Source organism: Bradyrhizobium sp. HKCCYLS3077 (assembly GCF_051167555.1).
In the GTDB taxonomy this organism is placed as follows: domain Bacteria; phylum Pseudomonadota; class Alphaproteobacteria; order Rhizobiales; family Xanthobacteraceae; genus Bradyrhizobium.
The window spans coordinates 1-20247 of sequence record NZ_JBNPTH010000008.1; the positions used below are offsets into that span (position 1 = coordinate 1).

Genomic DNA, 20247 nt, shown 5'->3' on the forward strand with positions numbered 1-20247 from the left:
AGAGGGTGAGAACGATGCATCACTCGGACGCCAGGCGCGCCGCGAGACCGTTTCGCCATGTTCTGCACTGCTCGCGCAACAACCTCGATGTCATCACCCGCGCAGGCGGGTGATTCAGTACGCCGCGGCAGTCATGATTGACCGCACGGCCGGTGGACTACTGGATCGCCCGCCTGCGCGGGCGATGACAGCGGGGACGATCGGGACGATGAGGCGCGAGAATGACGAATAGGCGTGAGATGACGAGCGGGAGCGACAATCTCCGCTGTCGTCCCGGACAAGCCGTGACGCGCAGGGCGCGTCGCGGCGCTGATCCGGGACCTATACGCCGCCGCGGACGGATGGGGCACGCTGGAGCATCCAGTTCGCGCAGCAATTCCCGCCGGTGGTTATGGATCCCGGCGTTCGCCGGGATGACACCGATTGCGATGATGCCGACGCGGACCGATCGACACCAGGTGCGGACAGCCGCGACGAAGCAGATCGAGCTGTCTCCCGACCTGAACAGCAATTCGCGCGATGCGCGCTGGCCGTCCTACTTGAACCCGGCAAACCGGCTGTCGAACGAGTTCGACGGCAGCACCGGGGCGGCGCCGGAGACCAGGGAGGCCTGGGTCTGGGCGGGAGCCGAGGCCGTCGTGGCGGGCGCGTCGCTGGCGGCGGGTTTATACGGCGGCCGTGCGGCGGCCTGCCTCGTCTCGGCCGGCTTGGTCTCAACTGGCTTGGCGACGGCCACCGGCTTCGGCGCGGGCTTGGTCTCGGCGGTCTTGCTCTCGGCAGGCTTGGTCGCCGCGGTGGTCTCGGCACCACCACCAATGCCGACCTTGCGGGCGAGGCTCGACATGAAGCTCGGCTTCTCCGGCGCGCTCACGGCGGCGACGCGCGTCGAGGGCGCCGTGACCGGCGCTTCAGTCGCGCTGGCCGGCATCGCCGCAACCTCGTTGCCCTCAGGCGCACGCGGCGGATTGACGTGACCCGGGATCGTGCCCGGCGCGGCCTGGAAGTTGGCGAGCGACAGGCCCGGCGCCTCGCCGGAATCGGACAGGCCGGTCGATGCGCCCGGCACGCGCGAGGCAAAGATCGGATTCATGCCGCCGTCGATGCCGGTGTTGAGCTTGGCGACCGGCGTGCCCTTGGCGACCAGCTTGGCGTATTCCGCCTCGTCCGCCTGCTGCTTCTCGCGCACCGCGGCCGTGATCTCATCCGGCACGACATAGGCCGGACACTTGGCGGCGGCGTCGAACACAGGGTCGCGGGTCGCGCCCGGCGGCTTCTGGGCGTTGAAGACGTATTTCTTCTCGCAGAAGTCGACCTTCGGCTCCTGCCGGGTCACCTCGAAGGCGTCATAGCCTTCCTTGATCATGCGCCAGAACGGCATGTTCGGGTTGTTGCGGTGCCTGGCCATGTTGACCGGCGTCATCTTGAACGGGAACGCCTGGAACTGGAAGGCGCGCTGGCCGCCGAAGAACGACTCGCGGCCCAGCGCATAGATCTCGGCGATCTGCTCGTCGGTCATCGCGAAGCAGCCGCGCGAGGAGCAGTCGCCATGCACCATCAGCTGCGACCCGGTGCGGCCCAGCGCCTTGTCGAACGCGTTCGGGTAGCCGGTGTTGAACGACAGATAATACGCCGATTGCGGGTTCATCTGGCTCGGATTGATCGAGTAGAAGCCCTCCGGCGCCTGGCGATCGCCCTCGCGCACCTTCGGGCCGAGATCGCCCGACCAGCGGCAGATCGGATAGGTCTTCAGCAGCCCGAACCTGCCGGAGCGGTCCTGCTTCCAGACCTCGAGCTCGGCCTCCTGCTTGAACACGCGCACCAGGATAGGCGACTGCGGATCCATGTCCTTCTCGCCCATCGCGGCGACGAGCTTGGGCGGCACCGGCTGATTGGCCTTGGCATTGGTGGCGAGCGCCATCTGATCGCTGTTGCAGCCGGCCAGCAGCGCGCCGGCGGCCAACGCCGCGGAGGTCATCAGGACCCGGACGAAAGCGCGGTTGATCAAAGCAAAGCTCCCCGCAAACCCAGCATGCCGCGAACCCCACTCTCGTTTCGATCGATCGGCCGGGAAAGCTGGACAGATCCCAGGTCGACCGCGCGTCATGCCCACGTCAAACCAATGATTAAAATTGTACCCTTTGGCCCTGGGAGCCGCAACCCGCGCTGCGGCGGTGCCGCGGCGCGGTGGCCCTCTTGGTCAACAAGTCCTAAACATCAGACCCTGCCGGCAGGGCCGAAATGCGGCCAAACGGCTGGAAAGACTCACGAAACCGCGAGCGGGGGACTCCGGAAGGCCGGCTCAGCTCAGCTTGCGGCCGATCTCGATGAATTTCTGCCGGCGCTGCTTGCGGATGGCGTCGGCATCGAGGCCCTTCAACTCGTCGAAGGCCTGGGCGATCGCCTCGCCGGTGGCCGCGATCATCGCGGCGGGGTCGCGGTGGGCGCCGCCGACCGGCTCCTTGAGGATGGTGTCGACCACGCCGAAGCGCAGCATGTCCTGCGCGGTGATCTTCATGCTGTTGGCGGCTTCCTGCGCCTTGGTGCCGTCGCGCCAGAGGATCGAGGAGGCGGCTTCCGGCGAGATCACGCTGTAGATCGCGTGCTCCAGCATCAACACCTTGTTGGCGGTGGTCAGCGCGATGGCGCCGCCCGACATGCCCTCCCCGGTGATGATCGCGACGTTCGGCACGCCCAGCGCCAGGCAGGCGTCGGTGGAGCGGGCGATGGCCTCGGCCTGGCCGCGCTCCTCGGCGCCGATGCCTGGATAGGCGCCGGCGGAATCGACCAGCGACAGCACGGGGATGCCGAAGCGCTCGGCCATCTCCATCAGGCGCACCGCCTTGCGATAGCCCTCAGGGCGGGCCATGCCGAAATTGTGCTTGAGGCGGGATTCGGTGGTGGCGCCCTTCTCCTGGCCCATCACGCAGATCGGCTCGCCACGGAAGCGGCCGAAGCCGCCGAGCAGGGCGGCGTCCTCGCCGAACTTGCGGTCGCCGGCGAGCGGCGTGAACTCGGTGATCAGGGCGTTGACGAAGTCGGTGAAGTGCGGCCGCTGCGGATGGCGCGCGACCATGGTCTTCTGCCACGGCGTCAAATTGGCATAGAGCTCGGCCAGCGCCTGGCCGGCCTTCTCCTCGATCCGGCCGACCTCCTCGCCGATATCGGTGCCGGAGGCGGCCATCGCCCGGAGTTCATCGACCTTGGAATCGAGCTCGGCAACGGGCTTTTCGAAATCGAGGTAGCTGCGCATGGGATCCGGCATGGAAGAGCTGAAGGAAGAGCGCTGGGAGACGAAATCGGTTCGGCCTTCGGACCTGAAGCCGAACGGTTTCAGGAGCTTGAGGGTCGATCGGTGCCCAGCCTCCAGGCATCGCGCCGGGATCGCGGGCAGGATGGCGCTCTTTCGGGGCAGACGGGCGCGAAGTCAAGCGGGCGGCGCGTCACGCCCAAGGATTTGGTGTCGGATTTGGTTGCGGGAAGGTGTGGGGCGCGATCACGTCTCGGCCAGCGGGTGCAGGTCGCGCACCAGGCTCTTGAGCCGTTCCTCGACCACATGGGTGTAGATCTGGGTGGTCGAGATGTCGGTGTGGCCGAGCAGGGTCTGGACGATGCGCAGGTCGGCGCCGTTGTGCAGCAAATGGCTGGCGAAGGCGTGGCGCAGCACGTGCGGCGACACCAGCCGGGCGGGCAGGCCGCTCGCCACCGCGAGCTCCTTGAGGTCGCGCGCGAAGTGCTGCCGGGTCAGATGGCCGCTCTCGCCGAACGAGGGAAACAGCCATTTGCCGAACGTGGCGCTCGCCTTCTTCTCCGGCTTCTGCTTGTCCAGCATCGCCAGATAGTCGGCCATCGCCTGGCGCGAGGCCTGGTTCAGCGGCACCAGCCGCTCCTTGTTGCCCTTGCCGCGCACCACAATCATGCGGGCGTCGTTGCGCGCCGCCGTGCGCGGCAGCGCCACCAGCTCGGAGACGCGCAGGCCGGTGGCGTAGAGCACCTCGAGCAGGCAATACAGCCTGAGCGCCCGCAGCCGCTGCGACGGCGAGACGTCGCCAGCCTCGGACAGCTCCTTGGCCTTGGTCAGCATGCGGTCGACGTCGCCGATCGACAGCACCTTCGGCAGGGCGCGCCCGCGCTTCGGGCCGGACAGGATCGCGGCCGGGTCGTCGGTCCGGATACGCTCGCTCAGCAGGAAGCGGAACAGATGCCGCATCGCCGACAGCCGCCGCGCCACGCTGGACGACTTGAATCCCCGGTTGTCGAGATCGGCGAGATAGTCGCGCAGCGCCTGGGTGTCGGCCGCGGCAAAGCTGTTGCTTTTGCGGGTGAGAAATTCGGAGAGATCGGTGAGGTCGCGGCGGTAGGCATCGAGCGTGTTCGCGCCGGCGCCCTGTTCCGCGGCCATCATGTCGAGGAACAGGCTCATCAGCCGGGCGTCGGAGGCCTTGACCTTCATGTGGTGAAATCCGCTGAGACCCGGGCGATCGAATCAGGACGAAGAGCTTGCGCCGGGACGTCGAGCGGTGACGGCAAATCTGGCCGATATCGCGGCGCCGGGCCGTCTCAGACAACCGCAAAATTCTTAAACAATGCCCTGTGGCTTTTTGGTTCGTCGCAGCCGCGCCGCCTACTTCTTCTGGAACTTGTCCGGCGGAATCGACACCGTCATCTCGCGCGGCTTAGGGTTGACGAAGTTGGCCAGCGCGTAGATCGCGCCATAGACCACGCCGACGATCACGGCGATCACGGTCAGGAAGCGGAACAGGCTGGGCATCAGGCTCGCGCAGGCCACCGGGAAGGGAACAGGTTCATCCAACATGTTCGCACCCGGCTGGCAAGTCCGGCGGGGTCGTCCCGTCGTCCGATGACCAGTTGTCTTGCTCCGTCATTCCGGGGCGGCGCGCGCAGCGCGGCGAGCCCGGAATCCATAACCCCAGGCAGATGTCGTGGGGCGAGGTATCCACTCCCAGCCTGCCCCACACAGCTTCCTGTGGTTATGGATTCCGGGCTCGCGCTGCGCGCGCCCCGGAATGACACCGGGGTCGAGGGCTCAACCGGTCCACCCGACGCGGAACAGGATGCCTTTGAAAGCAGCAGGGCCTGGGTTAGAAGCGGAGGGATGACCGAGATGACCCAACCCGCACCCCACCCAGCCGCTCCGGAGGCCGCGATTCTCGCGGGCCTCGGCAAGCGGCTGATCGTGCTGGTCGGGATGATGGGCGCGGGCAAATCGACCGTCGGCCGGAGGCTGGCGGCGCGGCTTGGGTTGCGCTTCGTCGATGCCGACACCGAGATCGAGACCGCCGCCAGCATGACCATACCGGAGATCTTCGAATCCCGCGGCGAGGACTATTTCCGCAATGGCGAGGCCCGGGTGATCGCCCGCCTGCTCGAAAGCGGGCCGGCCGTGCTGGCGACCGGCGGCGGGGCCTTCATGCGCGAGGAGACGCGCCAGCGCATCCACGACAAGGCCGTCTCGGTGTGGCTCAAGGCGGACGCGGACGTGATCATGCGCCGGGTCCGGCGGCGGGCCGACCGGCCGCTGCTGCAGACCGCCGATCCCGAAGGCACGGTGTCCCGGCTCCTGACCGAGCGCGAGCCGGTCTATCAGACCGCCGACATCACGATCTGCTCGCGCGACGTGCCGCATGACCGGGTGGTCGAGGATTGCCTGGAGGCGCTGCAGGCGTTCCTGTCGCCCGCGCCGGTCGCCGACACCGAGGGGCAGCCGGACGGGCCGCAACCCGATCCGATTCAGTCCGACCCTCCGCAGGCCATGAGCGCACTCCGATGACGGCACCCCTCAAACATTCCGATCCGATCATCGTCGACGTCGCGCTCGGCGACCGCGCCTATGACATCGTCATTGGCCGCGGCGTGCTGGCCACGCTCGGTCAGCGCATCGCGGCGCTGCGGCCGGGCGTGCGCACCGCCATCGTCACCGATCGCACCGTGGCTGCGCATTGGCTGAAGCCGGCCGAGGCGATCCTGGCGGAGGCCGGTATCCCCACCTCGACCATCGTGGTCGAGGAGGGCGAGGGGTCCAAGACCTATGCCGGCCTGGAAAAGGTGAGCGAGGCGCTGATCGCCGCGAAGATCGAACGCAACGATCTGGTCATCGCGCTCGGCGGCGGCGTGGTCGGCGATCTCGCCGGCTTTGCGGCCGCGATCCTGCGCCGTGGCGTCGATTTCGTGCAAGTGCCGACCTCGCTGCTGGCGCAGGTGGATTCCTCGGTCGGCGGCAAGACCGGGATCAACTCGCCGCAGGGCAAGAACCTGCTCGGCGCCTTCCACCAGCCGGTGCTGGTGATCGCCGACACGGCGGTGCTCGACACCTTGTCGCCGCGCCAGTTCCGGGCCGGCTATGCCGAGGTCGCCAAATATGGCCTGCTCGGCGACGCCAGCTTCTTTGCCTGGCTCGAGGCCAACCACGCCGACATCGTCAAGGGCGGCGCGGCGCGCGAGCATGCGGTCGCGACCTCCTGCCGCGCCAAGGCCGCGATCGTCGCCCGCGACGAGCGCGAGACTGGCGACCGCGCGCTGCTCAATCTCGGCCACACCTTCGGCCATGCGCTGGAGGCGATCACCGGCTTCTCCGACCGGCTGTTCCACGGCGAGGGCGTGTCCGTCGGCATGGTGCTGGCGGCGCAGTTCTCGGCCGAGCTCGGCATGCTGCCGCCCGATGACGTCACGCGCATCGAGCGTCACCTTGCCGCGGCCGGGCTGCCGACCCATCTGCAGGACATCGCCGGCTTCGCTCAGGAGGGCGTCGGCGATGCCGACCGGCTTTTGGCCTTGATGGCGCAGGACAAGAAGGTCAAGCGCGGCAAGCTCACCTTCATCCTGATGGAAGCGATCGGCCGCGCTGTCATCGCCAAGGACGTCGACCCCGCGCGGGTCCGCGACTTCCTGCAGGCCAAATTGCAGAGCCGCGGCTGAGCGCGCGCTTTACGCCGCGTTGAGCAGTGGCAGCGCATCATCGGCGGCTTCCATCGAGAGCGACATCGGCGTCATGGACTGGTTCACACTTTCCGTTGTCATCCTCCTCCTCGCGGGCTCCGCTTTCTTCGCGCTGAGCGAGACCGCCCTGACCGGCGCCTCCCGCGCCTCGATGCTGCGGCTGTCGAAGCAGGGCAACCGCGACGCGGATGTGGTGTCGAGCCTGTTCGACATGCGCGAACGCCTGATCGGCGCGCTCCTGCTCGGCAACAACATCGCCAATATCGGCGCTTCAGCGCTGGCGACCGGCATCTTCACCGCCTGGTTCGGCGAGGTCGGCGTGCTCTACGCGACCGGCGTGATGACAGCGCTGGTCGTGATCTTCGCCGAGGTGCTGCCGAAGACGATCGCCATCAACGCGCCGGATCGCGTGTCGCTGGCGGTGGCCCGGCCGATGCGCGCGACCGTGATCGTGCTCGGTCCGGTGCTCGCCGTCATCGAGGCGATCGTGCGCGGACTGATGCGGCTGATCGGCTTCAAGGTCGGCGCCAATCAGCCGATCCTGTCGCCGACCGAACGTCTGCGCGGCGCCGTCGATCTCTTGCATCACGAAGGCAAGGTCGAGAAGCAGGACCGCGACATGCTCGGCGGCCTGCTCGATCTGCGCGAGCTGCAGGTGTCGGACGTCATGGTTCACCGCACCGAGATGGTGATGGTGAATGCCGACCTGCCGCAGGAGGAGCTGGTGCGCGAGGTGCTGGCGACCGAGTACACCCGCATTCCGCTGTGGCGTGACACGCCGGAGAACATCATCGGCGTGCTGCACGCGAAGGATCTGCTGCGCGCGATCCGCTCGGCCGAAGGCGACGTGTCGCACATCGACGTCGCGTCACTCGCGCTGCCGCCCTGGTTCGTTCCCGAGATGCGCTCGGTGTCGGAACAGCTGAAGGCGTTCCGCCGCCGCAAGACGCATTTCGCACTGGTCGTCGACGAGTATGGCGAAGTCGAAGGCATCGTCACGCTCGAGGACATTCTGGAAGAAATCGTCGGCGATATCTCCGACGAGCAGGATGTGCAGGTCGCTGGCGTGCGCGTGCAGCCGGATGGATCTGTCGTCGTCGATGGCTCGGTGCCAATCCGCGATCTCAATCGCGCGATGGACTGGACCTTGCCTGATGAAGAGGCAACGACGGTGGCCGGTCTGGTCATTCACGAGGCGCGCTCGATCCCGGAGCGCGGCCAGAGCTTCACGTTCCACGGCTTCCGCTTTCGCGTGCTGCGGCGGGAGCGCAATCGCATCACCGCGCTGCGCATCGTGCCGGTGCCCCGTGGAGAAACGGAGGAGACACGGCCGCGCCGGGCCGGTACGGCGTTCTAATCGGGTATTGTTGAGATCAGGCTTCGCCCGGCGCCTTCGCATGCAGCGCGAGCGCATGCACGGAGCCGGCAAGTTCCTCGGCCAATGCGGCGTTGATCAGGCGGTGGCGATCGACGCGGCTCTTGCCAGCGAAGGCCTGCGACACAATATACACGCGGAAATGGGTCTCACCGCTCTCACGGTGTCCCATGTGGCCCGCATGCAGATGTGATTCGTCCTGCACATCGAGGCTTTCCGGAGCGAAAGCTTCGCGCAACTTTTCGATGATAGCATCCTGGGTCCGCATGGTCTCTGGAAATACGCATCAAATTATTTTTCGTCAATCGGCGGTCCCCGCCTGAGGTATTCGCAATGTCAAGACTTGAAGCTTTTCGCGTTGCGTAGTCAAAGTCCGCCATGCCGATCGATTCAAACAAATTCTTCGACTCCATCCGCATCAAGCCCAAGAAGGCGGCTTCGCGGCAGCCGGTGCGCGAGGAGGCTCAGCCCTGCCAATGGCCGGACTGCACGAACCGCGGCTCGCATCGCGCGCCCAAAGGGCGCGAGAACCAGCGCGAGTATTGGCACTTCTGTCTCGACCACGTGCGCGAGTACAACCAGTCCTATAATTTCTTCTCCGGCATGAACGCCGATGCCGTGGCGCGTTATCAGAAGGATGCGCTGACGGGACATCGGCCGACCTGGAAGATGGGCGCCAACACCGCGGGCAAGCGCGGCAAGGGCAATGCCGAGAGCGATCTCGGCGATGCATCGGATCCGTTCAGCGTGTTCGCGGAGATCAACGGCCGCGCCGGATGGCGGCCGGGTGCGCAGTCCGCGCCGCCGAAGACGGAGACGCGCAAGGTGTTCAACGCCGAGCGCAAGGCGCTGCAGGTGATGGGCCTCGGTCCCGACGCCACGCTCGAGGACGTCAAGGTCAAGTACAAGGCGCTGGTGAAGCAGCACCATCCCGACGCCAATGGCGGCGACCGCTCCACCGAGGATCGCCTGATCGAGATCATCAAGGCCTACAACTATCTCAAGACGGTGGTGAAGGGCTGACACGCGGCAGCGAGGCTGCCGCGCGTCGTATTTGAGATATCAGGGCTTAGGCCCGATATAGGCCGAGCTCGGCCGGATCAACCGCCCCGTCCGTTGTTGCTCTCTGGCGTGTGCGGTCCAGCCCGCGGCACGCGCCACCGCGAAGATCGGCGTGAACGCCTGGCGCGGAATCTTCAGCGCGTCGAGCAGGATGGCGGTGAAGAACTCGACATTGGTATCGAGCACCCGCTCCGGATTCTTCCGCCGCAGTGCCTGTCGGATATACGCCTCTACCTCGCTCGCGAACGGCAGGTCCGCTCCGCTCCCCGCCAGCCGCTCGATGGCAGACTTCAAGACATCGGCGCGAGGGTCACGCACCCGGTAGATCCGGTGCCCAAACCCCATCAGCCGCTCGCCCCGTCCAAGCGCCGCATCGACCCACGGCCCGATGTTCTCCCGCGTCCCGATCGCATTCAACATCTCCAGCACCGGCTCCGGCGCCCCGCCGTGCAGTGGGCCGGTGAGCGCGCAATAGCCGGCGGTGATCGCGGCGAACAGGTCGGCCTCGGTGGAGGCGACGACACGGGCGGCGAAGGTCGAGGCGTTCATGCCGTGATCGCTGACCGTCACGAGATAGGTGTCGAGCGCGGCCACCTCGCCATTGGAAGGCGTATCGCCGCGGACCATGCGCAGGGTGTCGGCAGCGTGGCTGAGGTCGGGATTCGGTGCGATCGGCTGCGTCCCCCGCGCGCGCTGAACCAGGGCGCCGGCGATCACCGGGCCGGCACCGACGATCGTGGCTTCGTCGTCCAGCCCGGACTCGGGACGCAGGGCCGCGATGGCGGCGCGGTAGCCGTCGATGATCGACAGGCCGGAGGTCGCGGCGAGCAGCTCCGGCAGCCGCGCGAAGGCCCGCTGGCGAGCCTGACCGAGGCTGGTACGGACGTCGGCCTCGTTGAGGCTGCGCTTGGTCGCCGCGCTCCAGAGCCGGGCGGTCACCCCCTCGAAGCCGCTGGCGGCGGCGAGGTCGGCCACCCGGCTACCGGCGATGATCAGCTCGCCCTGCTGGCCGTCGACATGGCTGAGCACGGTCTCCGCGGCGGGGACGCCGTCGAGGCCGATGGGGGACTTCGAGAGCTGGATGGTCATGGCGTGATCTCCTGCGTGAATGGTCACGCGGCTAAGATTCGCCGGGTCGACAGGTTGATCAATCTTGATTAAGCTGATCAATATGAAAAAAGACAGTGGTCTTTACCTATCGGCCCGCGAAGCCTCCGCCGAGCTCGCGATCACGCCGGCGACGCTGTACGCCTATGTAAGCCGCGGGCTGGTCCGCTCCGAGCCGTCGCCGGATTCGCGCAGCAACCGCTATCGCGCCGAGGACATCCGCGCGCTGAAGGAGCGCCGTGCGCCGGCGCCCGAGCCGCGCGCCTTCCGCAGCTTCGACGCCGACCTGCCGGTGTTCGACTCCGCCGTGTCGACGATCACCGAGGCCGGTCCGATCTACCGCGGGGTGAACTGCGTCGAACTGGCGGAGCGGGATTCGCTGGAGCATGCGGCGACCCTGCTGTGGGACGTCACGGCACTCGATCCGTTTGCGTCCGACAACATGCCGCACATCTCGGACGAGATGCGCCTGATTGCCGAGGCGGCGCGGCGCGCAGCGCCGATCGACCGCGCCATTGCTGTGCTGGCGCTGGCGACCCATGCAGATCCCGCTGCGTTCAATCGCGCCCCCGACGGCCGCGCCCTGGTCGGCGCGCGCATCGTTCGGCTGGTGGTCGCGACCATGCTGAATGCGCCGCCTTCTGCCGAGCCTCTGCATGTTCAGGTCGCGAAGGCCTGGGCGCCCGAGCACAAGCATGCGCCCGACCTGATCCGGCGAACCCTCGTGCTGCTCGCCGACCACGAGCTGAACGCATCGACCTTCACTGTCCGCTGCGCGGCCTCGACCGGCCTCAGCCTCTACGATGCCGTGATCGCCGGCCTCGCCGCGCTCAAGGGACCGCAGCATGGCGGCGCGGGCGTGCTGGCCTCGCAATTGGTGAAGACCCTCATCGATCGCGACGTCGCGCCATTGATCCGCGAGCGGGTGGCGCTGGGCGAGCGCTTCGCCGGCTTCGGCCATGGCGTCTACAAGCGCGGCGATCCGCGCGCGATCTCACTGCTGGAAGCTCTGACCCGCGCCGGCGCGCCGCGCAAATTCACGCGCGAGGTGCCCGAGCGGATTGCGGAAGCCACCGGAGAGTTCGTCAATATCGACTATGCGCTCGCCGTCCTGGTGCACAGCCTGCGGCTGCCGGCCGGCAGCGAGCTGGCGCTGTTTGCCATGGCGCGCTGCGTCGGCTGGATTGCGCATGCCTGCGAGCAGCTGCAGTTCGGCCGGCTGATCCGGCCGCGGGCGCGCTATACCGGACCCATCCCGGGACGCGCCGCGACCTTGGAGACGCTTTAGCGAAGCAGGCTCATTCCGCCGTCCCCGCCGCCAGCTGAGTCTCGCGACGCTTGCGTACCATCCGCAGCAACAGCCAGACCACGATCGTGCCGGCGACGGCCGCGAGGATCCAGGTCGACTTGGCGATATGGCTGTGATGCGGAATGCCGCCATAGCGGTGGAGCAGTTGCACGGCGAACACGCCGGGCAGCACATGGGCGCAGGCCCACAGCACGATGGCCGGGATGTTCACGGCGTAGAACCGCGCCGGCGGAATGTCGAGCGCGCCCGCCGTGATCGGCACGACGGCGCGGATCGGTGCCACGAACCTCGCAAAGAAGATCGCGAGCGTGCCGAAGCGGTGGAAGAACGCCTCGCTCTGCGCCACCAGGCGTGGATAGTTCGAGAACGGCCAGGCCGTCAGGATCTCCCGCTGCTGGCGATGGCCGACCCAGAACGCGCTGCCGTCGCCGATCACGGCGCCAAGGATCGCGGCCGCCAGCACCCATTGCAGCGTCAGCTCGCCGCCCGGGATCAGCGCGCTCAGCGCCAGGATGATCGTCGTGCCCGGCACCACCGAGCCCACAATCGGAACCGCCTCCAGCAGCGCCGCCAGGAACAGAATGAGATAGGCCAATCCCGCATGGGCGGAGACGAAGGCGATCAAGGGGTCGAGGAGATGGGCCACACGGATCCTGCGCGGTATGACGGAGACATGACGAACCCTTCGATAAGTAGGAACCCTACCCCCGAGTGCCACGTCAGAATGCTTCAGCGTGCCGTTCGCGGCCAAAAGGTGGCGTGATACGCAGGGCAGCCTTCCAAAAACGTCGGCCCATGCCTATCTCGATGATATAACGACGGAACTTTGATCAAGGCTTAGGCTTCTGCCCGCGCGTGCTCTCTGCTAGGCTGGCGTTCGAAGCCCTTCAACCGCAGCCAAACCATGAAATCTGGTTTCGGGATTGCCCGGGACCTCGGAGGATGAATGACGACCGCCGCTACGACCAATGCGCAGGAGATGACCGGTGTGCCCGACATGAAGGTGTCGGTGCGGCAGGTGTTCGGGATCGACAGCGACCTTGAGGTGCCGGCCTTTTCCGCGACCGACCCGCACGTACCGGAGGTCGATGCCGACTACCGTTTCGACCGCGCGACCACGCTCGCGATCCTGGCCGGCTTCGCCAAGAACCGCCGCGTCATGGTGACCGGCTACCACGGCACCGGCAAATCGACCCATATCGAGCAGGTCGCCGCCCGCCTGAACTGGCCGTGCGTGCGCGTCAACCTCGACAGCCACATCAGCCGTATCGACCTCGTCGGCAAGGATGCGATCGTCGTCAAGGACGGCAAGCAGGTCACCGAGTTCCGCGACGGCATCCTGCCCTGGGCCCTGCAGCACAACGTCGCGCTGGTGTTCGACGAATACGACGCCGGCCGTCCGGACGTGATGTTCGTGATCCAGCGCGTGCTCGAAGTCTCGGGCCGGCTGACGCTGCTCGACCAGAACAAGGTCATCAAGCCGCACCCGGCGTTCCGCCTGTTCGCGACCGCCAACACCATCGGCCTCGGCGACACTTCGGGCCTGTATCACGGCACGCAGCAGATCAACCAGGGCCAGATGGACCGCTGGTCGATCGTCACGACGCTGAACTATCTGGCGCATGACGAGGAGGTCGAGATCGTGCTGGCGAAGGCCAAGCATTATCAGAACGCGCAGGGCCGCGACACCGTCAACAAGATGGTGCGGCTTGCGGACCTCACCCGCAACGCGTTCGCCAATGGCGATCTGTCGACGGTGATGAGCCCGCGCACGGTGATCACCTGGGCGGAAAACTCCGAGATCTTCGGCGACATCGGCTTCGCGTTCCGCGTGACCTTCCTCAACAAGTGCGACGAGCTCGAGCGTCCGCTGGTCGCGGAATTCTATCAGCGCTGCTTCAATGCCGAGCTGCCGGAATCCGCCGTCAACGTTGCGCTGAGCTGATTGAAGGCGTCGTCCCGGCCTCGCGCCGGGACCCATACGCCGTGACGTTTCGGCGATGCGCCGGAGTTGGCGTCGACACGATGAGATGACCGCCGGTGGCTATGGGTCCCGGCGTTCGCCGGGACGACAGGCCGCAGGGACAAGATGACCACATCCAACAGCAAACTCCGTCCCGGTACCAAGGAAGCGCCGACCGAGCCGTTCAAGCGCTCGGTGACGGGGTGCTTGCGCGCGATCGCGCGATCGCCTGAACTCGAAGTTTCCTTTGCCGCCGAGCGGCCGGGGCTGGCGCCAGGCAAGGCGCGGCTGCCGGAGCCGGCGCGCAAGATGACCAAGCGCGATGCGGCGGTCGTCCGCGGGCACGCAGATTCGATCGCGCTCAAGATCGCCTGTCACGATCCGAAGATTCACCGCAAGCTGATCCCCGGCAATCCGCAGGCGCGCGGCGTGTTCGAGGCGGTCGAGCAGGCGCGTGTCGAGGCGATCGGCGCCAAGCGCATGGCCGGCGTCGCCAAGAACCTCACGGCGATGCTCGACGATCACTTCCATCGCGGCAAGTATGACGAGATCACCGACCGCGCCGATGCGCCGCTGTCGGATGCGCTCGCCATGCTGGTGCGTGAGCGGCTGACCGGCATGGCGCCGCCGAATGCGGCGCGCAAGGTGGTCGATCTCTGGCGCCCGTTCCTGGAGGATCGGATCGGCTCGCAGCTCGATGAGCTCGGCCGCTTCACCGAGGACCAGGCCAAGTTCGGCGATCTCGTCCACGATCTGCTGTCGGCGCTCGATCTCGGCGACGAGCGCAATGCCGACTCCGAAGAGGACGAGGACAACGACGACAACCGCGACGGCGACAACGACCAGTCCGGCGCCGAAGGCTCGCCGGAGTCCGATGCCGCGCAGGAAATGAGTGCCGACCAGGCGCAGACGACCTCCGACGAGATGTCGGAGAGCGCGATGGAAGCCGCGCAGGCGTCCGCCTCCGACACGCTCGACGACGGCGAACTCGGCGACGACGAGACGCCGGGCGAGGCGACGCGCCCGAACCGCAACGGCGCCAACGAGCCGCGTGGACCGGAATATCATGCCTTCGCGCCGAAATTCGACGAGATCATCGCCGCCGAGGACCTGTGCGACCATGACGAGCTGGAGCGGTTGCGCTCCTATCTCGACAAGCAGCTCGCGCATCTGCAAGGCATCGTCGCGCGGCTGGCCAACCGGCTGCAGCGCCGGCTGATGGCGCAGCAGAACCGCGCCTGGGAGTTCGATCTCGAAGAGGGCATCCTCGATCCGGCGCGGTTGTCGCGCGTAGTTATCGACCCCTATCAGCCGCTGTCGTTCATGCGCGAGAAGGAAGCGACCTTCCGCGACACCGTCGTGACCCTGCTGCTCGACAATTCCGGCTCGATGCGCGGCCGACCGATTACGGTGGCCGCGACCTGCGCCGACATTCTCGCCCGCACGCTCGAGCGTTGCGGCGTCAAGGTCGAGATCCTCGGCTTCACGACACGCGCCTGGAAGGGCGGGCAGTCGCGCGAGGCGTGGCTCGCCGCCGGCAAGCCGGCCAATCCTGGCCGCCTCAATGATCTCCGCCACATCATCTACAAGGCCGCCGACGCGCCCTGGCGCCGCGCGCGGAAGAATCTCGGCCTGATGATGCGCGAGGGCCTCCTGAAGGAGAACATCGACGGCGAGGCGCTCGACTGGGCGCACAAGCGCCTGCTCGGCCGGCCCGAGCAACGCAAGATCCTGATGATGATCTCGGACGGTGCGCCGGTGGACGACTCCACGCTGTCGGTCAACCCCGGCAACTATCTCGAACGTCATCTCCGCCACATCATCGAGGAGATCGAGACCCGCTCGCCGGTCGAGCTGATCGCGATCGGCATCGGCCATGACGTGACGCGCTACTATCGCCGCGCAGTCACGATCGTCGACGCCGAGGAGCTTGGCGGCGCCATCACCGAGAAGCTCGCCGAGCTGTTCACCGAGACACACGCGGCGCCACAGCAGCCCGCGCGCGCACCGAAGCGCAAGCTGCATTGATCCGCCGGCCGAGGGCCGGACGCGTCCCTCCTCCCGTCGGGAGGAGGTGGGGGAGGGGGCCCCGCTGACAATGCCGCTGCAGGCGATCTCCGACCGCAGGCGCTTCCTGGCGCTGACTCTCGGCGGAGTGTCAGCACTCGCATGGTCCGGCGGTGCGCTTGCACAGTCGGCGCCACCGCCGGTGCGCCGCCGCGCCGCTATCGACGAGCATTCCGTCACAACGGCCACCAAGATCGAGGTCAAGGCGCGGCCGCTGCCGTCATTCGATCTGCGCGACCGCACCCATCTGCGCTTCGGCATGCTGCACTATCGCAGCGGCGTCGCGCTGACCTCATCCTATCCGGGCTTCGGCGGGCTCTCCGGCCTCCGGCTCGATGCCAAGGGCGAGCGTTTCCTCGCGATCAGCGACAAGGGCGGCTGGTTCACCGGCCGCATCGTCTACTCCGGGCGTGAGATCGCGGGGCTCGCCGACGTCGAGGCGGCGCCACTGCTTGGACCTGACGGACGCCCGATCACGGATCGCGGCTGGTACGATTCCGAGTCGCTCGCCCGTGATGGCGACGTCGTCTATGTCGGCCTCGAGCGCGTCAACCAGCTGTTGCGCTATGATTTCGCGAAGGGCGGTGTCGGCGCGCGGGGCGAGATCATTCCGTTGCCGCCGGCGGCCAAGCGCCTGCCCAACAACAAGGGGCTCGAAGCGCTCGTCGTCGTGCCGAAGGGATTGCCGCTTGCCGGCACCATCATCGCGATCTCGGAGCGCGGCCTCGATGCCAACGGCAACCTGCTGGCGTTCCTGATCGGCGGCTCGCCTCCGGGACAGTTCAGCATCGTCCGCAGCAATGATTTCGATGTCAGCGACGCCGTGCTGCTGCCGTCCGGCGATCTGCTGGTGCTGGAGCGAAAATTCTCGTTGTTCAATGGGGTCGGCATCCGCATCCGCCGCCTGTCGCTGGCGCAGATCGCGCCGGGCGCGCTGGTTGATGGCCCCGCGATCTTCTCAGCCGATCTCGGCCAGGAGATCGACAATCTCGAAGGCATCGATGCGCATGTCACGCCGGACGGCGAAACCGTGCTGACGCTGGTGTCAGATGACAACTTCTCGATGATCCAGCGTACCCTGCTGCTGCAGTTCACATTGCTGGAATGAGCCCTCCCGCGTTGCAGCGGACGCGTTGACCGCGCTCGCGCCATCGCGGACACTCGCTGATGAGATCACCCGATCAACTCACAGTCTGGAACCCCGCATGAGCGCCCTGTTCACTCCGATCAAGCTGCGCGGCCTCGAGCTCGCCAACCGCATCATCGTGTCGCCGATGTGCCAGTACTCGGCCGAGAATGGCGCGGCCAATGATTGGCACTTCACTCACATCAACACTCTGGCTCTGTCCGGCGCGGCGATGTTCTGCATCGAGGCGACGCATGTCGAGCCGATCGGCCGCATCACGCCCGGCTGTCTCGGGCTGTGGGACGATACGACGGAAGCCGCGCTTGCGCCGATCCTGGCCTCGGTGCGCAAGCACTCCAAGACAGCGATCGCAATGCAGCTCGCCCATGCCGGCCGCAAGGCCTCCAGCCACAAGCCGTGGGATGGCGGCCAGCAGATTCCAATTGCGGATGGCGGCTGGCAGACGGTCGCGCCGTCGGCGCTGCCGCACAAGGACGGCGAACTGGCGCCAGAGGCGCTCGACGCGGCAGGCCTCGCACGCATTCGCGATGCGTTCGTTTCTGCGGCGCAACGCGCCGCCCGCCTCGGCATCGACGCGATCGAGCTGCACGGCGCGCACGGCTATCTGCTGCATCAATTCCTGTCGCCGATCGCCAATCAGCGCAGCGACGCTTACGGCGGCTCGCTCGAAAATCGCATGCGCTTCCCGCTGGAAGTCTACGATGCGGTGCGCGCCGTCTTTCCCGCGGACAAGCCGGTCGGCATGCGCGTGTCGGCGACCGACTGGGTCGCGGGCGGCTGGGATCTTGATCAGACCATTGCCTTTGCCAACGAGTTGAAGCGACGCAGCGTCGATTGGATCGACGTGTCCTCGGGCGGTGTGTCGCCGCTGCAGAAGATCACGCTCGGGCCCGGCTATCAGGTGCCATTTGCCGAGGCCGTGAAGAAGGCGACGGGACTACCAACCATGGCGGTCGGCCTCATCACGCAGGCGCAGCAAGCCGAGGAGATCGTGGCCTCCGGCAAGGCCGACATGGTCGCACTCGCCCGCGGCATGCTCTACGACCCGCGCTGGGGCTGGCATGCCGCCGCCGAGCTGGGCGGACAGGTCGCCGCCCCTCCGCAATATTGGCGCTCGCAGCCGTCGACGCACAAGGAGCTGTTCGGCCGGACGACCTTCGGTGCGCGCTAGGTGGAGACGCGATGATCCCACGTGATCGCATCTTCGTCTCCGGCGCGATCATTTCAGATCGGGTGGGGCCGACCTGCGACATCTTGTGACGATCCTCAAGTTCGGGTAACATATTCCCGCCCACACAACCGCTCTGTCCGACGCAACTCATAGCAGCCCTTCGGCGTCACGTGTCGAACCAAAGTCTTCACGACGAATTCGAGCGCGCTGGCGTGTGGCGTCGGGCAGGGGCGTTTTTCATTGATGCGCTGCTGGTCGTGATCCTCCTGCAGGCCGGTGGGATCGTGCTGTTCCCGCTGACACATGGCCGGGTGCAGTTTGCCGACGGCATCTACGCGACCAACTGCAGCAAGCGCGAGGCCGTACCGGATGGTGTGGCAGTCCCGCCGCAGTTCAATCCCACCGCGATCCTCGACTGCGAGCACCATCTGTTCGGATTGCCTTCGGCCCGGATGTTGCGCGTGTCGCGGATCACCCAGGATGGGCCGATCACCAAGGAGATTCATATCGACAGCATGCTCGATGCGGACGGCGTGCCGGTCAAGGGATTGTCGCTCGGAATTGTTCTGCTGCCCCTGCTGCTCGGCTTGCGCCTCATGCTCGACGTCCGGCGCGGGACCCCGGGCCGCCGGATCTGCCGCCTCCGGCTGGCTCAGAGCCACGGGGACGGTCCACCGCCCTTGCGCGCCGCCCGGCGACGCTATGGGATGCTGCTGCTGATCTTCGGTCCGGCGATCGCGTGGGCGCTGGCGCAGTCCTTCACGGCGGTCACGGCCCTTCCTGAAGATCTCCTTTTCGGGATTGCGGTCGCCGTCCTTTGTCCGCTTCTGATGGGAGGTCTGGTCGCTTGGCGGCAGATCTATTTGCGGGCGGACACCTGGTACGATCGCTTCGCCGGCACACAGGTGGTTCGCGTTGAGCGGGACCGGCCGCCGATGACGGAGGTGGCTGGCGTCATGGCGCCATCGCCGCCGGAGCCCTCGCGGCAGAATTACATCATGCGGCATTGGCGTGGCCAGTTGTCGCTGCCGCTATCGTACTGGGTCAACGGGACGCTGCTCGGGTTTCTTGCTGGTGTCGCAGTCGCTGCCGCGAGCGCCCTCCTGTTCGATGGCGGACTCGACGATCATCCGACCGCCGGGTTGACGGCGCTCCTGATGATTTGGCTCATCCTGGCGCTCCTGATGCTCTGGCAGAACGTCGGCATCTGGCGATCGGCGACGGTCTATCGCGCGTCCGGGCGACCTGGCTGGGGCGGCGTCGCCAAAGTGATGGTCTTGCTCGGCATTGTCGGAGGGCTCTGGAATTTCGTCAGCCACGGCCTGCCTCAGATCGCCGAAATCGGCGACATCGCTACGGGCGACCAGCGCCTGGGTCCGCATCGATTCCAGGTGCTGGCCTATGGGGAGATGCTCGAATTCTCCGGAGGCATCAAATTTGGCGTCGCGCGGGAATTGGCCGAGCTGCTCGATGCCATGCCTGACGTGAAGACCGTCCGCCTCAATTCGCAGGGCGGCCGGATCCGCGAGGCGCAGCGCATGTCGGACCTCATCAAGGCGCGGGGACTTTCTACGCTGGTCGAGCAGACCTGCCTCTCGGCCTGCACGATCGTGTTCCTTGGCGGCACCGATCGGGCAGTGATGTGGAATGCCCGACTTGGCTTCCATCAACCCTCCTATCGCGGTTTGAGCGCCGCCGATCGCCGCGCCGCGATCGAGCTGGAGGAGAACCGTCTTCAGAAATTCGGCCTCAGCCGCGACTTCGCCGTCCGTGCCAACCAGGCCGAGCCGAGTTCGATGTGGTATCCTGAGTCGCGCGAACTGCTGCGTGAGAACGTTGCCACGCGCATCGTCGGCGGCCCGCCGAAACCGGCCGCGATGGCGCCAGCCTCGCCTTTCACGTCGACCCAGAGGGGCACAACGCCCCGAGCCGCCGTGATTCCCGCGGACGTGCTGGATCGTTTTCGCACGCCACCAAAGCCTGCATCCTCCTCCGCAGGCGACAAGTAGCTCCGCGGTCGCGCAGCCCCCTGGCCATCACGTGATGGGTCATGCGCGGTTGGGCGCTGATCCTGCTCGCAGGACGTGCTATG

17 protein-coding genes are annotated in these 20247 nt (G+C 66.8%); 10 read left to right on the forward strand and 7 right to left on the reverse strand.

The window, feature by feature from the left end; all coding sequences use genetic code 11:
• Positions 1 to 535 precede the first annotated feature (535 nt).
• From ACQR0Z_RS28485 to ACQR0Z_RS28500, 4 genes are all read right to left on the reverse strand, one after another.
• A complete protein-coding gene (locus tag ACQR0Z_RS28485; protein WP_434920834.1) occupies positions 536 to 2005 on the reverse strand; it encodes a L,D-transpeptidase family protein in 1470 nt (489 codons plus the stop codon).
• Positions 2006 to 2299: 294 nt separating this feature from the next.
• Positions 2300 to 3262, reverse strand: coding sequence for an acetyl-CoA carboxylase carboxyltransferase subunit alpha (locus tag ACQR0Z_RS28490; protein ID WP_434878065.1), 963 nt, complete (start codon positions 3260 to 3262; stop codon positions 2300 to 2302).
• Positions 3263 to 3493: 231 nt separating this feature from the next.
• The gene (gene xerD / locus ACQR0Z_RS28495; protein ID WP_434861999.1) at positions 3494 to 4450 is read right to left on the reverse strand and encodes a site-specific tyrosine recombinase XerD; all 957 of its coding nucleotides are present in this window, start codon (positions 4448 to 4450) and stop codon (positions 3494 to 3496) included.
• Positions 4451 to 4621: 171 nt separating this feature from the next.
• Positions 4622 to 4768, reverse strand: coding sequence for a hypothetical protein (locus ACQR0Z_RS28500; RefSeq protein WP_008966351.1), 147 nt, complete (start codon positions 4766 to 4768; stop codon positions 4622 to 4624).
• Positions 4769 to 5113: 345 nt separating this feature from the next.
• On the opposite strand from ACQR0Z_RS28500, the gene ACQR0Z_RS28505 reads away from it, so the two are divergent.
• From ACQR0Z_RS28505 to ACQR0Z_RS28515, 3 genes are all read left to right on the forward strand, one after another.
• The gene (locus ACQR0Z_RS28505) at positions 5114 to 5788 is read left to right on the forward strand and encodes a shikimate kinase (protein ID WP_434920835.1); all 675 of its coding nucleotides are present in this window, start codon (positions 5114 to 5116) and stop codon (positions 5786 to 5788) included.
• Complete coding sequence (gene aroB / locus ACQR0Z_RS28510) at positions 5785 to 6933, forward strand: 3-dehydroquinate synthase (RefSeq protein WP_434920836.1); 1149 nt, start codon at positions 5785 to 5787, stop codon at positions 6931 to 6933. The genes ACQR0Z_RS28505 and aroB overlap by 4 nt, the downstream gene beginning before the upstream one ends.
• Before the next feature lie 73 nt (positions 6934 to 7006).
• Positions 7007 to 8311, forward strand: coding sequence for an HlyC/CorC family transporter (locus ACQR0Z_RS28515; protein WP_434920837.1), 1305 nt, complete (start codon positions 7007 to 7009; stop codon positions 8309 to 8311).
• A 16-nt stretch (positions 8312 to 8327) separates the two neighbouring features.
• On the opposite strand, the gene ACQR0Z_RS28520 is transcribed toward ACQR0Z_RS28515, so the two are convergent.
• Positions 8328 to 8597 (reverse strand): BolA family protein, encoded by a 270-nt coding sequence (locus ACQR0Z_RS28520; protein WP_434878060.1) that lies wholly within the window; start codon positions 8595 to 8597, stop codon positions 8328 to 8330.
• A gap of 110 nt (positions 8598 to 8707) precedes the next feature.
• On the opposite strand from ACQR0Z_RS28520, the gene ACQR0Z_RS28525 reads away from it, so the two are divergent.
• Complete coding sequence (locus ACQR0Z_RS28525) at positions 8708 to 9352, forward strand: J domain-containing protein (protein ID WP_434861994.1); 645 nt, start codon at positions 8708 to 8710, stop codon at positions 9350 to 9352.
• A gap of 39 nt (positions 9353 to 9391) precedes the next feature.
• Here the strand turns inward: ACQR0Z_RS28525 and ACQR0Z_RS28530 are convergent, their stop codons facing one another.
• On the reverse strand, positions 9392 to 10480 hold the full coding sequence (locus tag ACQR0Z_RS28530; RefSeq protein WP_434920838.1) for a citrate synthase/methylcitrate synthase: 1089 nt from the start codon (positions 10478 to 10480) through the stop codon (positions 9392 to 9394).
• 82 nt (positions 10481 to 10562) lie between these two features.
• Between ACQR0Z_RS28530 and ACQR0Z_RS28535 the strand changes: the two genes are divergently transcribed.
• Positions 10563 to 11786 carry a citrate/2-methylcitrate synthase gene (locus ACQR0Z_RS28535; protein WP_434920839.1) on the forward strand — a complete coding sequence of 408 codons (1224 nt, stop codon included), beginning with the start codon at positions 10563 to 10565 and terminating at the stop codon, positions 11784 to 11786.
• A 10-nt stretch (positions 11787 to 11796) separates the two neighbouring features.
• Here the strand turns inward: ACQR0Z_RS28535 and ACQR0Z_RS28540 are convergent, their stop codons facing one another.
• Positions 11797 to 12453, reverse strand: a complete 657-nt coding sequence (locus ACQR0Z_RS28540) for a DedA family protein (RefSeq protein ID WP_434920840.1) — start codon at positions 12451 to 12453, stop codon at positions 11797 to 11799.
• Between the two features lie 300 nt (positions 12454 to 12753).
• On the opposite strand from ACQR0Z_RS28540, the gene cobS reads away from it, so the two are divergent.
• The 5 genes from cobS (at position 12754) to ACQR0Z_RS28565 (ending at position 20164) form a co-directional block, all read left to right on the forward strand.
• A complete protein-coding gene (gene cobS / locus ACQR0Z_RS28545) occupies positions 12754 to 13752 on the forward strand; it encodes a cobaltochelatase subunit CobS (protein ID WP_035647724.1) in 999 nt (332 codons plus the stop codon).
• Positions 13753 to 13896: 144 nt separating this feature from the next.
• Positions 13897 to 15798, forward strand: coding sequence for a cobaltochelatase subunit CobT (cobT, locus tag ACQR0Z_RS28550; RefSeq protein ID WP_434861990.1), 1902 nt, complete (start codon positions 13897 to 13899; stop codon positions 15796 to 15798).
• A 70-nt stretch (positions 15799 to 15868) separates the two neighbouring features.
• On the forward strand, positions 15869 to 16945 hold the full coding sequence (locus ACQR0Z_RS28555; RefSeq protein ID WP_434920841.1) for an esterase-like activity of phytase family protein: 1077 nt from the start codon (positions 15869 to 15871) through the stop codon (positions 16943 to 16945).
• Between the two features lie 97 nt (positions 16946 to 17042).
• The gene (locus tag ACQR0Z_RS28560; protein ID WP_434920842.1) at positions 17043 to 18155 is read left to right on the forward strand and encodes an NADH:flavin oxidoreductase/NADH oxidase; all 1113 of its coding nucleotides are present in this window, start codon (positions 17043 to 17045) and stop codon (positions 18153 to 18155) included.
• A gap of 170 nt (positions 18156 to 18325) precedes the next feature.
• Positions 18326 to 20164: an RDD family protein gene (locus ACQR0Z_RS28565; protein ID WP_434920843.1), complete on the forward strand. Its 1839-nt coding sequence runs from the start codon at positions 18326 to 18328 to the stop codon at positions 20162 to 20164.
• Positions 20165 to 20247 lie beyond the last annotated feature (83 nt).

What these genes read in the sequence shown, in the direction of transcription:
- ACQR0Z_RS28490 (WP_434878065.1), bottom strand. Translation starts at nt 3,262, where the DNA reads ATGCCGGATCCCATGCGCAGCTACCTCGATTTCGAAAAGCCCGTTGCC.
- xerD (WP_434861999.1), bottom strand. Translation starts at nt 4,450, where the DNA reads ATGAAGGTCAAGGCCTCCGACGCCCGGCTGATGAGCCTGTTCCTCGAC.
- ACQR0Z_RS28500 (WP_008966351.1), bottom strand. Translation starts at nt 4,768, where the DNA reads ATGCCCAGCCTGTTCCGCTTCCTGACCGTGATCGCCGTGATCGTCGGC.
- ACQR0Z_RS28505 (WP_434920835.1), top strand. Translation starts at nt 5,114, where the DNA reads ATGACCGAGATGACCCAACCCGCACCCCACCCAGCCGCTCCGGAGGCC.
- aroB (WP_434920836.1), top strand. Translation starts at nt 5,785, where the DNA reads ATGACGGCACCCCTCAAACATTCCGATCCGATCATCGTCGACGTCGCG.
- ACQR0Z_RS28515 (WP_434920837.1), top strand. Translation starts at nt 7,007, where the DNA reads ATGGACTGGTTCACACTTTCCGTTGTCATCCTCCTCCTCGCGGGCTCC.
- ACQR0Z_RS28520 (WP_434878060.1), bottom strand. Translation starts at nt 8,597, where the DNA reads ATGCGGACCCAGGATGCTATCATCGAAAAGTTGCGCGAAGCTTTCGCT.
- ACQR0Z_RS28525 (WP_434861994.1), top strand. Translation starts at nt 8,708, where the DNA reads ATGCCGATCGATTCAAACAAATTCTTCGACTCCATCCGCATCAAGCCC.
- ACQR0Z_RS28530 (WP_434920838.1), bottom strand. Translation starts at nt 10,480, where the DNA reads ATGACCATCCAGCTCTCGAAGTCCCCCATCGGCCTCGACGGCGTCCCC.
- ACQR0Z_RS28535 (WP_434920839.1), top strand. Translation starts at nt 10,563, where the DNA reads ATGAAAAAAGACAGTGGTCTTTACCTATCGGCCCGCGAAGCCTCCGCC.
- cobS (WP_035647724.1), top strand. Translation starts at nt 12,754, where the DNA reads ATGACGACCGCCGCTACGACCAATGCGCAGGAGATGACCGGTGTGCCC.
- cobT (WP_434861990.1), top strand. Translation starts at nt 13,897, where the DNA reads ATGACCACATCCAACAGCAAACTCCGTCCCGGTACCAAGGAAGCGCCG.
- ACQR0Z_RS28555 (WP_434920841.1), top strand. Translation starts at nt 15,869, where the DNA reads ATGCCGCTGCAGGCGATCTCCGACCGCAGGCGCTTCCTGGCGCTGACT.
- ACQR0Z_RS28560 (WP_434920842.1), top strand. Translation starts at nt 17,043, where the DNA reads ATGAGCGCCCTGTTCACTCCGATCAAGCTGCGCGGCCTCGAGCTCGCC.